Origin of the sequence: Pseudomonas quasicaspiana, from assembly GCF_021147825.1 — a bacterium.
Taxonomy (GTDB): domain Bacteria; phylum Pseudomonadota; class Gammaproteobacteria; order Pseudomonadales; family Pseudomonadaceae; genus Aquipseudomonas; species Aquipseudomonas quasicaspiana.
In genome coordinates this window covers 20,955-35,876 of record NZ_JAGTPI010000019.1, presented here as the reverse complement: position 1 = coordinate 35,876, position 14,922 = coordinate 20,955, and the positions used below count along the sequence as shown (strand labels likewise).

Here is a 14,922-nt window from a genome sequence, read left to right as displayed (position 1 = left end):
TGGGGGGTAAGGATCAATCGTCGATGCCGGTGTGGCTGACCCTTTCCGGACGCAGCAACTGCATTTGCTGACGATAATCATCCGTCACCTGACGGGACTGGCTGCTGCTGGTGATCACACGTGGCGTGATCAGCACGATCAGCTCGGTGCGCGCCTTGGATTTGCTCGTGGTGCCGAACAACCAGCGCAGACCGGGAATATTGCCCAGATACGGTATCGAGCTGGTGGTCTCGGAATTGTTCTGATTGATCAGACCGCCAAGCAGCACCGTCTGGCCACTTTGTACGGCAACCTGAGTCGACACCGAACGGGTCGAAATGCTCGGATTGGCCTGCGTATCGGTGATAGTAGACGTGTCCGCATTACTGACCTGCTGCTGGATATCCATGTACACCAGACCGCCCGGATTGATCCGTGGCACCACATCCAGAATCACACCGGTCTGCACGTATTCGACGCTGCTCAGGGTGGTATCGGAGTTGATGGTGTTGACCGTGGTCTGGCTGATCGGGATGTTATCGCCGACCTGGATCTGCGCCTGCTGGTTGTTCATCACCACCAGAGATGGCGCGGACAGCACCTGGGTGCGGCCGTTGGTTTCCAGGGCACGCAGGGCGACTTGCAAGTTACTGCTGACAAACGAGTAGAACAGCGAGGAGTTCTGAACCCCTAGGCCGCCGCCGCCCAATGCGCCCTGACTGCCAGAGGCATTATTGATGTTGGTGGTGCCAGTGTTACCCGCCAGACGGCCCAGGTACCACTGCACTCCCAGATCGAGGTCGCCGGTCAGATTGACTTCGAGAATCCGCGTTTCGATCTGCACTTGCAGCGGCGCGTTATCGAGGCGCTTGATGGCCGCTTCGATCTCCTTCCACTGCGCCGGGCGGGTACGGACCAGCAACTGGTTGCTGCTCTTCTGTGCAGTGATACGGGTGCTGGCATCGATGCCCTTGGGCGTGTTGCCGCTACCGCCGCCCTGCTCCGCGCTGGTGTCGGATTCGCTGTCGAGGTTTTCTTCGCTGCTTTCGCTGTCCTGCTCTTCGTCGCCGCTGCCCATGCCCTGGTTCTGGTTGTTGCCCATCCCCATGCCGCTGCTGTTGCCGCCCATGCCGCCCACACCACCGAAACCGCCGGTGCTGTTGTTCATGCCATTGGAGGTGCCACCCGAGCTCAATGATGAGAGCGAGCGGGTGCGCAGACCCGGTGCAACCTTGGCCGCAGAGTCATCCTTGATCGCGCCGTTACCGTAGATCTGGCGCAGGTATTTGGCGAGGTCGGTGGCTTTCATGTTGCGCACATCGTAGACGTACATTTGCGGCTCGTTGCCGCCACCCTCGTCGATGGTCCGGATCCAGTCACCCACTTCACGCAGGTACTCCGGCTGCGAAGAAATCGCCACCACGGAGTTGGTCCGTTCGATGGGCAGGAAACGCACCATGCCCGCCAACGGCATGCCGCTGTCGGGGCCGAACATCTTTTGCAGTTCCGGCATCAGCTCGCCAACCGAGGCGCGCTGCAAACCAAACACACCTACTGACATGCCCTTGAGCCAGTCAACGTCAAAGGTATCGATGGTGTCCTGATAGTTGGCCAGTTCATCCGGCGTACCCGACATGCTCAATATGTTGCGCGCCGGATCAACCAGCAGGAAGGCGTTTTCCCGGGCGAACGGTTTGAGCAGTTTCTGCATCTCGGTAGCCGAGATATAGCGCAACGGGAACAGCCGCGCCGACATGCCGGCTGCGGGCTGGGACACGGTCATTTCAGGCACCAGCTTGCCCGCGACCGCCTGATTGGCGGGCAGGATCACGTAGCGATCGCCCTGCTTGATCATGGCGTTGTCAGTCCAGGAGAGCAGCGTCTCGAGGATCGACAGCGCTTGCCGCTTGTTAACCGGCTTGGAGGTCGAAAAACTCACCTCACCCTTAACGCCTTGAGCAATGCTGTAGTTCTCATGCAGCAGGTCGCCCATGATGCTGTTGATTACGGCTTCGATGGGCTGGTTGGTGAAGTTGAAAACGATGTCACCGACTTCAGCGTTACGGCCTGCAGGCGCTGAAGATGGCGACGCGGCCGTCGGCTTGCGCACGAATTGCTGGTTGCCACGGATCAACTGCCGGGTAGGCGCTGTGGCGGGTTGAGGCTGCGACGCTTCCTGCGGAACCTGCTCACTGCGCGGATCAACCGGCGGACGTTGCGAGCCGGTGCCGTTCAGGGCCTCGCGCAACATGTCGCTGTCTTGATCGTAATTGTTGGGCGCTGTGGCACAGCCCCCGAGGGCGACAGCTGTGGCCAGGCACAACATGGGAGTGCGCAAGCGAGGGAATTGACGAACGCCTGAAGAAGTAGCCATTTACTGGGTGGACTCGCGAGGAAGAGAAATCGGTGGTGTTTTAGACGGCGGCGGCAAACGCAGCGCACGCAGCGCCAGGCTTTGAGTGCGACCGTCGGAAGAAAAATCGGCTTGCATGGGGGTCAGCTTTTCCAGCTTCCAGCCGTTGGGCAGCGACTCGCCCTGGTGCACTTTCAATGGTGGTCCGTCAGTACGTTTGATCAAGGCAACCCGCAGTTCACCGTCGATCATGATCCCGGTCAACGTCAGTCCCGCGAGACTGGACGCCTGAGCTTTTCCAACCGAGCGATCCGGCGTGCGGTCGGTACTGAACAGCGGGGCCTGCCAGGTTTGCGCAAGGCTTTGCAGCGTGGCACTCGGGGCGACAAGGGCTTTTCCGGCTTTGTCATTTTGCGAGCGCGGAGCTTGTGCTGGCAACCAGTCCGGGGAATTGGCAGCGCCGCTGACAATTGCGGTAATGACCAGACCGAGAACGGCCGCCAGACCGAGCAAGCCCCATTCGGTGGAGCGCAATGAACCGATCATTGGGCATCCTCTTCAGTTTCGGGCGCGTCTTGAGCTTCGGACGCCTCTTCAACTTCAACGCCTGCCGGTTGCAGATAACCACGGACCAGCAAATGCGCGACCAGCTTGCCAGCCCCGCCTTTAACCGGCGCATCGGCACCACGGCGCACGCTCATTTCATCGACAAAGAGAAACGGCCGCTGGTATTCCAGCTCGTGCAGAATCGCGGTCAATGGCTCGATGGCGCACTCCAGGGTCAGGCTGACTTTGACCTGGCGGTACGGCTCGGCGCTGTCCTGTTCCGGAGTGATCGGCATGCGCTGGGTCAATGCACAGCCGCCACCGGTGCTCGCGTGGCTGTTGATCAGGTCGGCGATGCGCTGCATCAAATCGGCAGCCACGGCGCTGGGATCATCGCCGGGCAACAGGCTGGTGCTGCTGGCAGGATCGTTACGGGCCTGTTCAAGTTGCTTTTTCAGCGTGTTGCCCTGGCTCAGCAAGCCCGCGTAGCGCTGTTGCTGCTCACGTAGCTGGTCGGCCTGAGCATCGATTTCACGCAGCGGCCCGGCGAACCAGCTGTCGATCAGCAGCCAATAGGCGAAGCACAGCACCAGCGCCAATACGATCAGCGCGGCACCGCGACGTTCACGGCTGGTCAGTGGTCGGCGCATTTGCGGCCTCCTGATGCAAATGGGCGCGCAGCGAGAAACGATCCTTGCCGGTTTGTGGGTCAGGCTGAATGACGCCCTGGAATTGTGCGTTGTCCAGACTGTGGCAATCTTTCACCCGGGCAATCAGGGCGCTGGCCTTGGCGCTTTGCCCGGAAAACGAAACTTCGGCGCTGTCGGTGATTTCCAGTTGGTCGATCCAGGTGTCACGCGGCAAGCAAGCCGTGAGTTCGCTGAGCAGCGATGCATACGTCGGCTGCGCGGCTTTACGCTGGATCAGGTAACTGGCGGCACCGCGGGTATTGGTCAGTTGCTGACGGATTTTCTGAATCTGCGCGACCTGGGCTCTTTGTGCCTGGACGGTGCTTTGCATTTCTTCCAGCAATTGCTGGCGACTGTTGAGCCAGAGAAACATGGCGACGATCAACAGGCCGCCGCACAGCCACAGGAGTTTGCGTTGCAGGCCCAGACCATTGCTTTTTTGCCGAGGACGCAACGGGGCGGGTAGCAGGTCAACACCCAGACGGGACGCGTGATCACTGCCCACATCCACGGCGTGCGGCTGCAAGCCGAGGGTTGCGCATTCATTGAGAATCGCATCCAGCCGCTCGCGCAGAATCGCTACCAGCGTGACATGAATAAAGGCGCCGCTGCGCTTGTCCTGCCGGGCAACGAAGTACAGCTGCGAGGCATCGTACGGCGTAAATCGGTCCAGTTCATAACCAACCACGGTGTTCAGGTCCCGGGCAGCGGCCAGAGGCAGTTGCAGGCTTTGCACAAGCACCATTGACGGCGGCAGCAGTAAAACCTGTTGTACGTTTGCAGGCAGGACCGGCAACGATCCCACCAACGGCCAGGCATGCAAGTGCTCCGGCGTGTCGTGAATCAACAGCAGCTGCAGTTTCTCGGGCATGCAGGCCCGCAGTTCCGCCAGCCACAATTGCCAGCCGCGTTGCAGCAGGCTGCCGCGCCACTGTTGGGCGATACGCTCGGCAAGGGCCAGTAAGGGCGCAGGCAAGGTCATCTGCCGCGCTGAAAATAGTCGATTCATTCTTGCCAACGCAGGACCCGATAAGGCTGTGCGCTTCCCTCCGATGGGCTCAATAAAACAGTGGTCTGTAGCTCGGCATGGAAACCGCCGGGGCGTTGCGCGTAACTTTCGATCATCAATACTTCACCCGGATCGCTACCCACCGCGCTCTGGTTTGGCAGGTTCAAGGCCCGCCGCAACAACGGCGATGCAAAAGCCGGTTCAGGTCGGTCCAGCCCACTCCACAAGGTCACTTCCGGCAGCATCTGGCGATACAACGCCTGAGTCATGCCCGGTAATTGCCTGACTTCTTCAATCACCCGCAGCGGCGGCGAACCCGAACCGCGACGGCTTTCAATCTCCTGGGCCATGGCCGCAGCCTGATCTTTCCCGGCACCGCAAGCCTGGGCCAGACGGGCAATGTCACCCGCCACTGCACTGTTCAAATCCAGCTTGCCGCGCTCGCTGCGCACCCTGATCCGCAACTGCGCATCATCAAAGCGCAATGCAACTTCCCGGCCATCGGCGATCCAGCGTTTACGTTCCAGCGGATCGCTCAAACCTTTGACTGCCATCGCCAGACCAGCCTCTGCTGCCAAATGCGCCTGAGTGTGTTGCCGGGCCCACAATGCCTGGCGACTTTCCAGTTGCACCCAACTGGCCAGACTGCCGAGTAACAGGCTAAGAAGCGCCAAAGCCCATAACACCAGCAGCAATGCGACACCGCGCTGTTTATCGGGTACCGCCCTCATTGGCCGCCCGCTCCACCAGACAAATCCAGCCGCAGCGCCACTACTTCAGTCAGCCATGGCACCGGGCCGTTGAGCTTAGCGTCGATCCGCACCGCTCGCGGCAGGCGCGTTGGCCAGGGCCAGTCGGCCATCCAGCCAGTGGGCTCACCTTTGGGTGTGACCCCCCGGTAGCTCAAACTCAACGACTCAACATTACGCGCCAGCACCTGCGGGTCGCCCCACGGTCTGGAAGTGGTGCCATCGGCTGTGCTCAGAATCTGCGCGAAAGCGACCTGCAACTCCCGATCCTTTACCTCAAGGGTGTGCAGCTGAATCCCGCCGCCCAGCTCCCCCGGCAACGTGGCAACAAATTGCAGGCGCTGGCTTGAGCCGACAAAAAAGCCGCTACTTTCGCTGTCGTCTTCCGAACTGTCCAGCGGTAATGCCTGACCAATGGAATCTCGGAGGAAATTCTGCGCCGCACGCATCTCGTCCAGGCTGGTGGTGTAACGCTGGGCTTTGAGCACGGCCCGGTTGGCACCGAGCATCGCGCCGCCCACCAGAACGAGCAATACACCCAGCAGGCTCAGCACCAACATGATTTCCAGCAGCGTGAAACCACGCTGGGCCAGTCTCAAGATCCGGCTCCGGTGACTGCGCCACGTAACCTGAGTGTGCTGAACTGTGCCCGGCGCTGATGCTCACGTACGTCAAGGTCCAGCCGGAACATTCGGGCCTGACCGTTGCGTCCCGGCATCTGCTGGATATCCAGCTGCCAGCTGATATCGCCCGCCAGAACGCCTTGCCGTGTACCGCTTTCCAGCGGACCGGCAGCTTCCTGATCCAGGATCGTACGCGCCGCATGTGTCAGGCGATCGCTGTGCGACACTTGTTGCAAGGACCGTGCGCTCTGCCCAAAGGCCACCAATAACACGCTGCTGCACACCGCCATCACGGTCAGCGCTGCAAGCATTTCCAGCAAGGTGAAACCACCCTGGCTGCCGCCGTTCATGGCAACGCCTTGGACTGCACGCTGCCGGTCAGCCAGCCGATGTCGATGCGCCAGCGCCGATCACCATTAACCAGAGTCAGGTTGCCGCCGGTGGAACCGCCGTCCGGGTAGAACTCGACAGTCGAGCCCATCTCCGCAGCCGTCTGCAAAGTCACCTGCAATTCCGGCGGCCAGTGATGAATACGCTGGTCCGGGGCCTGGAAGGCTTTCGACCTGAGATCAAAAACGGTACGCGCCGGTTGCCCGGTGACAATCGCCTTGACCCGTGTTGCGCGTAAAGCGTTGACCATTTGCCCGACAGTCTGGCGCTCTTTCGCCGCACTCAGGCCCTGCTGTAAACCGAACCCTACGAGACCAATGGCGATACTCATCAAAACGATGACCACCAGCATTTCCATCAGGGTAAAACCACGGCTTGCAGCACGACTGTTCATGATCGGTGATTATTCCCAGTTGCCCAGGTCAGCGCTGTAGCCTTCGCCGCCTGCCTGGCCGTCCTGGCCGAAAAAGATCAGGTCAAACGTGCCGTGCTGGCCCGGGAAGCGATAGCCGAACGCGTGACCAAACGGGTCTTTAAGGTCCGAAGGCTTGGCATACGGGCCAGCCCAGCCGGAAGCATTGCCGGATTTCTCCACCAGTTGCTGCAGGGTTTTAGGCGGCGAACCGACGTCCAGCGCGTAGCTTTCGATCTTCATCGACAGGCTGGCCAGTTGCGCTTTGCCCGCACCGTATTTGCCTTTGTCGACGTTACCGCCGACCTGACGCACTACAATGGTCGCCACAATGCCCAGCAACACGATAACCGCGAGCATTTCCAGCAAGGTGAAGCCGTTTTGTCTGCGGCCCGGTTTGAAGCGTTTACGGCTGAAACTCATCACAATCGTTTCCTCTTTCGAAAATTCAAATATTGCTGGTCAGGCTCATCAACGGCAGCATGATCGCGAGCATGATCACTGCCACCATCCCGGCCATGACCACGGTCAGAGCAGGCACCAGCGCCGCGAGCATCCGGTCGATGCCGCGCTTGGCCTCGATGTCGAATACATCCGCGACCTTGAGCAACATGCTGTCCAGTTCGCCCGCCTGTTCGCCGACTTCAATCATTTGCAGGGCCAGATCCGGCAACAGCGGCTCGGCACCAAAGGCACTGGCCAGCGTGCCGCCGCCTTTCACTGATTCTGCGGCTTGCGCGACCTGCGCTTGCAGCGCGCGATTAGTACAGACCTGACGAGCAATGACCAGCGCTTGTAACAACGCAACGCCATTATTGAGAAGTGTGCCCAATGTTCGCGCCAGACGAGCAGCTTCGATACGTTGCAGCAGCGGGCCGATGATGCGAATCCCCAGCAGACGACGATCATGACGTTCACGTCGGGCCGGATCCTTGCGGCGCACCATCACCAACCAGATCAAGGCAATCAACCCGGCCAACACCGCCAGCCCGTAAGCACTTAAAAACTCACCCAGGCCGAGGATCACTTCAGTGATCAACGGGATCGGCACGCCAAGATCCTTGAAGATCGGCACGAACTGCGGCACCACGTAGGCCAGCAGCAACGCCAGAGATCCCAGCACACCCACAACAAGAAACGCCGGGTAAATCAGCGCGTTGATCACTTCGCCGCGCAGCAACTGACTGCGCTCCAGGTAATCACTTAGCTGGCGCAAGGTGCTTTCCAGCGCACCGCCCGCCTCGCCCGCACGAACCATGCTTATATAAAGAGAAGAAAACTGCGTGCCCTCTTCTTCCAGTGCTGCCGAAAGCGGCTTACCGGCCTTGACCTGTTCGCGAATGCGCTCGATCAACGCCCGGGTCTGCGGCTGGCCGGGCTGCTTGAGCAGGATGCCCAACGAGCGCTCCAGAGGCTGACCGGCACCGAGCAGCGTTGCCAGTTGCTGGGTAAAACTCACCAGCGCCGCACCATTGAGCATGCCGCGGCCGAGTGCATTACGCAGGCCGCCCATACCGGCAGGGTCGATTTGCAGGACCAGCAGGCCGCGCTTTTGCAAAACAGCGACGGCCGCGTCCTGATCCTTGGCATCCAGGGTGCCATTTTGAGCAACGCCCTGACTGTCCAGGGCGCGATATTTAAACAGGCTCAATTACCTTCCCCGCGGGTCACCCGCAAGACTTCCTCAAGAGAGGTGACACCGGCCACTGCCTGACGCAAACCTTCTTCATGCAGGGTCCGTAAACCACCACGACGGGCCGCTTGCTCCAGCGTCGACGCATCGGCATGACGCATCAGCAGGCTGCGCAATTCTTCGTTCATCACCAGCAATTCGGTGATGGCACTACGGCCGCGATAGCCACCACCGGGCGCATCGGGGCGTGGACGGTACAGCATGATTGGACGTTCGTCAGTAAAACGATCAAGTCCGTGCTCTTCTATTAATTCAGGCGGTGCTTCAAACGCTTCGCGAGTCGCAGGATCGAGACGACGCACCAGACGCTGGGCCAGAATACCGTTCACGGTGGAAGCAATCAGGTAACTCTCGACACCCATGTCCAGCAAACGGGTGATACTCGCCGCCGCACTGTTGGTGTGCAGGGTCGAGAGCACCAGGTGACCGGTGAGCGAGGATTGAATCGCGATGCGGCAGGTTTCCAGGTCACGCATCTCACCAATCATGATCACGTCCGGGTCCTGACGCACGATGGAACGCAGCGCTCCAGCGAAGTCCAGACCGATAGCGGGCTTGACCTGAATCTGGTTGATGCCTTCGAGCTGGTACTCCACCGGGTCTTCAACAGTGATGATCTTGCGTTCGGCGGTGTTCAGCCGGGACAGCGCGGTGTAAAGCGTGGTGGTTTTACCGGAACCGGTCGGACCGGTCACCAACAGGATGCCGTGAGGCCGTTCCAGTACTTCAAGAAATTCGTCGAGGCGTTCGCCGTCGAAGCCCAGGCTCGGGAAGTCGAAATTGATGGTCTGCCGATCCAGCAGACGCATGACCACCGACTCACCAAAACTGGTGGGCACGGTAGAAACCCGCAAGTCGAGCTCCTTACCTTGAATACGCAGCATGATCCGCCCGTCCTGAGGCAGCCGACGCTCGGCAATATCAAGCCGGGCCATGATCTTCACCCGCGAGATCACCGCCGCCGATGAACTGGACGGCGGCGCTTCGGCTTCGTGCAGGACACCATCGATGCGGTAACGGACTTTGAGCTGGCTTTCAAATGGTTCGATATGGATGTCGGAGGCGCGATGCTCGACGGCCCGTTGCAGGATCAGGTTGACCAGACGAATCACCGGCGCTTCGGACGCCATGTCTTTCAGGTGTTCGATGTCCTCAAGCGAGCCGCCCTCTTCGTCGAGGTTCTCGATCAGCGTGCCCATGGCTGAGCGACCCTGGCCGTAATAACGCTCAATGAGGGTTTCGACTTCATTACGGGGGCCGACCGACAGCAAGACCGGCACATCGCAGGCGTACGCAACGGCTTGAAACGGATACAGCAGATGCGGATTGGCCGCCAATACGCGCAAGCCACCGTCACTCCAGCCCAGCGGCACGATCTGGTAGTGACGCATGAAGCGCTCGGTCAACGGCGGCAACGGGTCCAGCAGCGGCGGCGCGGACTCGGCCAGCACCAGCGGCGCATCAAGAAGAGCCGCCCAGGCACGGGCCAGTTCAAATTCGGAGACCAGACCCAATCGGGTCAGCAAGCCCAGCAGCTCGGCGGATTCGGATTCTTGAGCCGATTCCTGAGCCAGACGCCGGGCACGTTCCAGATCAACGGTCTTCAGACCGGCATTTTCCATCAACCAGGCGCAAACCTGCTCGGCATCGGGGATCACTAATCGGGAGGTATCGACGGGGGCGGACATATAGGTGCGGGCATCTGTACAAATCGAAGGAGCAAGGGTACCAGCCTCTTGACCGAATCGGGATCAATCAGGAGGCCGGTAGAAAAACGGTTAGACCATCAATTCGAGGTTTTTTGCGAATTGTTTTTGGTGGCGTCGAGAGGACGACCGCCTTTGGTGGTCTGGGCTTGCTGTTTTTTCAACACTTTGGCGTCTTGAGTCTGGGTCAGCACCGTGGAATCGGTAGCACCCGACTTCGCATCGGCATCGGTGGCTTCAGCAGCGATTGCAGCACCAGTAAGTGCAAAACCCAACACCACGCCCGCACCAATAAGAGGCAACTTCATAAACTATCTCCCGCAAAATAATAATAAATAGCTACGCAATACCCACCGAAAAACAGAGGCATTAAACCGCAACTAAGGGGAACCTCGGCATCGTGCCAGCAGCGAAGATGAATCGCTCGCCGAAAATTCTTAAACCAATCGACCAGTAGGTTTAGCATGAGTTCAAATTTGTAAGCAAAAAAAACAAAAACTCACTCAAAACGAGCTTTTGTTTGACATTCCGGGTCGAGAATTGTCTTAATTACGCCGCCAACGCGAATCAAAGTGCCATCTTGTGATGTCACAGTGATATCAAGTGAAGACACGAAACACATAATTCTTACAATATAAATACACGTTTAAAACACTAACTATTGCGCTGAGATTAATACTCGGAAAGTCGCGAAGAAGGTGAAGTATTGCCCGAATAAAAGTTCGTGAGCAGTCAGAATTGAGCAGCCTTTAACAGCATAAAACTTGAAAATTGGTAGTCGGAGTAATACATGAACAAACGGAAAATGATCGGTGCAAAGTATGCACTCGCTTTGCTGGCGCTGGCAGTATCACAGGTCCACGCAGCCACCAGCGCGGCCACTAGCCCTTCGCTGGATGAAGGCAAGGTAAGCCGTGCCGAGAAGGCCGCGGAAAAAACCCTGAAAAAAATGACCCTGGAAGAAAAGCTGGCCTACATCGGCGGCACCGGTGGTTGGGACGTGAAGCCATTGACTCAATATGGCATCCCGCAGATTCACGGTGCTGACGGCGGCGTCGGTGTTCGTTACACCAGCGAAGGCAACGCTCAGGGCGTGGTTTATCCGTCCGGTCCTAACCTGGCTGCTACCTGGAACCCGCGTCGTGCCATCGATCTGGGTCGCGCCCTGGGTTACGACACCGCTACCGGCGGCTACCAGTTCGTGACTGGCCCTGGTGTCAACCTGTACCGCATGCCTTACAGCGGTCGTGCCTTCGAATACCTTTCCGGTGAAGATCCGTTCCTGGGTGCAAGCCTCAGCCCAGCAGTGATTAACGGTATTCAGTCCCGTGGTGTATGGGCGAACGCCAAGCACTACGCAGCCAACGACCAGGAAAGCAACCGCTTCAACCTGGACGAAACCATCAGCGAGCGCGTACTGCGCGAAATGACCCTGCCTGCCTTCGAATCCGCTTCGAAGAACAGTAAGGTCGCGATGATGATGTGCGCCTTCCAGAAAGTGAACGGTGAGTTCGCTTGCGAAAACGAACACCTGATGCGCGACATTCTGAAAACAGAATGGGGCTATCCAGGCTTCGTACAGAGCGACTACAACGCTGTAGTCCACGGTCTGAACGCCGCTCAGGCAGGCACCGACCTGGACATGATGGGCTATCAGATGAATAGCACCATCCTCAAGCCTTACCTGGACAGCGGTGAGCTGGACGTAGCGACCATCGATGACAAGGTTCGCCGCATCCTCAAGCAGATCTACCTGTACAAGTTCGACAGCAAAGCGCCATTGACCGCGCACAACATGAACAGCGCCACCAGCAACAAGGTTGCCCTGAACGCTGCGCGTGAAGGCATCGTGCTGCTGAAAAACGACAACAACCTGCTGCCGTTGAACAAGCAAACGGTCAAGAAGATCGCAGTGGTCGGCACCCTGGCCAAATACGCGCCGCCTACCGGTTTCGGTAGCGCCAACGTCATGGCAGCCCACTACATCAGCGAGCTGAGCGGTCTGCAGCAGCTGGCACCTAACGCCAAGGTCGAGTTCATCGACGGCTTGTCGCTGGACCCGAGCGCCACTACCTGGAGCCACGCAGACAGCGATGGCAAAAGCGTCAGCGGCCTGAAAACCGAGTTCTTCACCAACGCCAACTGGTCCGGTGATGCTGCGGCGACCCGTACCGACAAACACGTTGATCTGGACTGGTCCACTGACTCTCTGCCAGTCAACGGCGACACGTCGAACACTTCGATTCGTTACACCGGTCAGATCACACCGACCACCAGCGGCGACCAGGTGTTCAAGGTCCGTGCCGACGGCGCAGTACGTCTGTACGTAAACGGCAAGAAGGTCCTGGACAACGGTGACGGCAAGCCGCTGCCGAGCAACAGCATCCCGCCGACCATTCCAGTGTTCGCCAAGGTCAACCTGGAAGCAGGCAAGGCTTACGACATCAAGCTGGAATACTCGCGTCGCAATGGCTACCTCTCCACCATGGGCGGCCTGGTTGGCGTGCAAATGAGCTGGGCTTCGCTGAATGCTCCGCAGGATCTGTCTCAGTACGATGCAGTGCTGGTTGCAGTGGGTAACAGCAGCGAATACGAAGGTGAAGGCTTCGACCACAGCTTCGACCTGCCGGAATTCCAGAACGAGCTGATTCAGAACATCGCCAAGGTCAACCCGAACACCGTGGTGACCATGCACGGCGGTACCGGTCTGAAGATGAGCGACTGGATCGATCAGGTTCCTGCTGCGCTGCACGCGTTCTATCCAGGTCAGAACGGCGGTCAGGCTCTGGCTGAAATCCTGTTCGGCAAGGTCAACCCGTCGGGCAAGCTGCCGATCAGTATCGAACGCAACATCGAAGATAACCCGATCTACGCGACCTTCCCGAAATTCGACAACGAAGAAACGCTGAAAACCATGAGCTACAAGGACGACCTGCTCCTTGGCTATCGTGGTTACGAGAAGAAAGGCATCAAGCCGCTCTATCCGTTCGGTTACGGCCTGTCGTACACCACCTTCGGCTACAGCAACATCACCGTTACTCCGGGTGTCGCAGTGGGCAACACGCCTATCAAGGTGTCGTTCGACCTGACCAACACCGGCAAGGTGGGTGGTTCCGAAGTTGCCGAGCTGTATGTTGGCCAGCAGAACCCGAAAGTCGAGCGCGCTATCAAGGAGCTGAAAGGCTACAAGAAAGTGTTCCTGAAGCCGGGCGAAAGCAAGCGTGTAACCATCGAGCTCAACGATCGCTCGCTGGCTTACTACGACGTGGACAGCAAGCAATGGGTTGTGGACGCAGACAGCTTCAACCTGTCGGTGGGCGCGTCGTCTCAGGATATCCGCCTGAACGCCAAGCTGGTCAATCCGTTCCGTCAGGAACTGTCGACCACCACCAGCAACCCGCTGCCACGCTCGGCGCTGAACTCCACGCTGCGTGATTCGGCAGTCAAAACCGGCGGCGTGCTTGATCAAGGCACCGGCGACACCGACACCAGCGAAGGTGATGGCTACGACACCACCGATGACACCACCACTCAAGGCAGCGCAAGCGGTAACTAAGCGCTGATTCAGGGATAGAGCCGGACCTCTCACGAGGTCCGGACGGGTTCAGGGACGAACTCTTATCGCTGCATCGACCCGTGCGATGTAGGTATCGAAACGCTCCACCAGATCGACTTTCTCCGGAAAGCGCAGCCACTGGACCTGCAAACCGTCCATCATTGCCAGGATTTCCTGGACAAGTCCCGGCAGGTCGACATCGGCCCGCACCTCTCCCGCATTGACCAGATCGGTAAATTGTCCGATCAGCTTTCCGTAAATCAACTCGTAGCGATCCTGAAACCAGTTCCAGGCCGGATGCCCTTCGACCAGACTTTCTGCGTTGAGAATGGTGAAAGCACGCACCACACCGGGTGCCGTGGCATTTGACCGGTTGATCGCGCGCAAACTGCCCAGCAAACCCGTCAGGCTTTTATCGGCACGGACTTCTTCGGCAATTCGGCTGTTGGCTTTGTCACGCCGATCAAGCACACCCATCAACAGCGAAATCTTGCTGGGAAAGTGATGCAGGAGCCCGGCAACCGATATGCCGACAATCGCCGCCACCTGAGCCACCGAGGCACCGCTGTACCCCTCAAGTGAAAATACCTGCAAAGCAGCATCGAGCAATTCTTCACGGCGTTTTTCGCCCTTTGGCGCGCGACGTTGTTTAGGTCGATCGGCTGCTGCATCCGCCACTCCGGGCGGGGTTAACTGAGTCATTTCAAGCTCCTTGCCAGACAGCTGGCTACCCTACCGGCAAAGACAACCCGTCGCAATCATCCTGCCCGGCCTTAAAACTGAACGCCCGTTCCAGGTTGGCACGTTATTTTCAAGAGCAAGGTGTCAGGCCGCTATTCGTTGCACGGCCGGACCAATCGCCATACAAGGCGCACCAATTAAACGTCTTGTACCCGCGTTTCGTCCAATAACAGTGCGCGCAGTCGATACACTCGCCCTCAGAAAGGAACCCGCTCATGTCCTATCTACTGATGCTCAAAGAATCGCTGCTGTCTCGCCTCGCAATCAAAGTAACGCCAGCCCATGAGAGCCTCGCCCCTCAGCCAGAGACGATAAAAACCATCACCGCTTCGGATGCCGAAGCGGGTCAGGCGCATCTGGACCAGTTCGTCGATGGCGTGGAATGGGAAACACTGCTGGTTGATCTGGCCTGCTTCAATGACGGGCCGGAGTACTCTGCTCAGGCGCGTTTCTAAAAGCCCCGTTTCTGAAAACTG

Annotated in this window: 15 protein-coding genes; 2 read left to right on the top strand and 13 right to left on the bottom strand. The window is 58.7% G+C overall.

Annotated elements, in window-relative coordinates; translation table 11 throughout:
- Nucleotides 1-13 precede the first annotated feature (13 nt).
- The 12 genes from gspD to KDX30_RS13560 all read right to left on the bottom strand — a co-directional run bounded on the left by gspD (nt 14) and on the right by KDX30_RS13560 (nt 10,457).
- On the bottom strand, nt 14-2,353 hold the full coding sequence (gene gspD, locus KDX30_RS13615) for a type II secretion system secretin GspD (RefSeq protein ID WP_231676292.1): 2,340 nt from the start codon (nt 2,351-2,353) through the stop codon (nt 14-16).
- A complete protein-coding gene (locus KDX30_RS13610; protein WP_122708766.1) occupies nt 2,354-2,878 on the bottom strand; it encodes a general secretion pathway protein GspN in 525 nt (174 codons plus the stop codon).
- On the bottom strand, nt 2,875-3,528 hold the full coding sequence (gene gspM, locus KDX30_RS13605) for a type II secretion system protein GspM (RefSeq protein ID WP_027900813.1): 654 nt from the start codon (nt 3,526-3,528) through the stop codon (nt 2,875-2,877). The genes KDX30_RS13610 and gspM overlap by 4 nt, the downstream gene beginning before the upstream one ends.
- On the bottom strand, nt 3,503-4,576 hold the full coding sequence (locus KDX30_RS13600; protein ID WP_231676289.1) for a type II secretion system protein GspL: 1,074 nt from the start codon (nt 4,574-4,576) through the stop codon (nt 3,503-3,505). The genes gspM and KDX30_RS13600 overlap by 26 nt, the downstream gene beginning before the upstream one ends.
- A complete protein-coding gene (locus KDX30_RS13595; RefSeq protein ID WP_095098762.1) occupies nt 4,573-5,307 on the bottom strand; it encodes a type II secretion system protein GspK in 735 nt (244 codons plus the stop codon). Before KDX30_RS13595 ends, KDX30_RS13600 begins: the two co-directional genes overlap by 4 nt.
- Nucleotides 5,304-5,924, bottom strand: a complete 621-nt coding sequence (locus tag KDX30_RS13590) for a prepilin-type N-terminal cleavage/methylation domain-containing protein (RefSeq protein ID WP_231676280.1) — start codon at nt 5,922-5,924, stop codon at nt 5,304-5,306. Before KDX30_RS13590 ends, KDX30_RS13595 begins: the two co-directional genes overlap by 4 nt.
- Nucleotides 5,921-6,298: a type II secretion system protein gene (locus KDX30_RS13585; protein WP_122708769.1), complete on the bottom strand. Its 378-nt coding sequence runs from the start codon at nt 6,296-6,298 to the stop codon at nt 5,921-5,923. Before KDX30_RS13585 ends, KDX30_RS13590 begins: the two co-directional genes overlap by 4 nt.
- A complete protein-coding gene (locus KDX30_RS13580) occupies nt 6,295-6,732 on the bottom strand; it encodes a GspH/FimT family pseudopilin (RefSeq protein WP_080238180.1) in 438 nt (145 codons plus the stop codon). The genes KDX30_RS13585 and KDX30_RS13580 overlap by 4 nt, the downstream gene beginning before the upstream one ends.
- Nucleotides 6,733-6,741: 9 nt before the next feature.
- Nucleotides 6,742-7,173, bottom strand: coding sequence for a type II secretion system major pseudopilin GspG (gene gspG / locus KDX30_RS13575; RefSeq protein WP_027900819.1), 432 nt, complete (start codon nt 7,171-7,173; stop codon nt 6,742-6,744).
- 25 nt (nt 7,174-7,198) lie between these two features.
- Nucleotides 7,199-8,401 carry a type II secretion system inner membrane protein GspF gene (gene gspF / locus KDX30_RS13570; RefSeq protein ID WP_231676278.1) on the bottom strand — a complete coding sequence of 401 codons (1,203 nt, stop codon included), beginning with the start codon at nt 8,399-8,401 and terminating at the stop codon, nt 7,199-7,201.
- Nucleotides 8,398-10,131: a type II secretion system ATPase GspE gene (gspE, locus tag KDX30_RS13565; protein WP_027900821.1), complete on the bottom strand. Its 1,734-nt coding sequence runs from the start codon at nt 10,129-10,131 to the stop codon at nt 8,398-8,400. The genes gspF and gspE overlap by 4 nt, the downstream gene beginning before the upstream one ends.
- Nucleotides 10,132-10,229: 98 nt before the next feature.
- A complete protein-coding gene (locus KDX30_RS13560; RefSeq protein ID WP_027900822.1) occupies nt 10,230-10,457 on the bottom strand; it encodes a hypothetical protein in 228 nt (75 codons plus the stop codon).
- A 482-nt stretch (nt 10,458-10,939) separates the two neighbouring features.
- Here KDX30_RS13560 and KDX30_RS13555 point away from each other — a divergent pair, with 482 nt between their 5' ends.
- Nucleotides 10,940-13,705 (top strand): beta-glucosidase, encoded by a 2,766-nt coding sequence (locus tag KDX30_RS13555; RefSeq protein ID WP_231676277.1) that lies wholly within the window; start codon nt 10,940-10,942, stop codon nt 13,703-13,705.
- 48 nt (nt 13,706-13,753) lie between these two features.
- On the opposite strand, the gene KDX30_RS13550 is transcribed toward KDX30_RS13555, so the two are convergent.
- A complete protein-coding gene (locus KDX30_RS13550) occupies nt 13,754-14,407 on the bottom strand; it encodes a TetR/AcrR family transcriptional regulator (protein ID WP_049827001.1) in 654 nt (217 codons plus the stop codon).
- 254 nt (nt 14,408-14,661) lie between these two features.
- On the opposite strand from KDX30_RS13550, the gene KDX30_RS13545 reads away from it, so the two are divergent.
- Nucleotides 14,662-14,901, top strand: coding sequence for a hypothetical protein (locus KDX30_RS13545; RefSeq protein ID WP_027900825.1), 240 nt, complete (start codon nt 14,662-14,664; stop codon nt 14,899-14,901).
- The last annotated feature ends 21 nt before the right edge of the window (nt 14,902-14,922 follow it).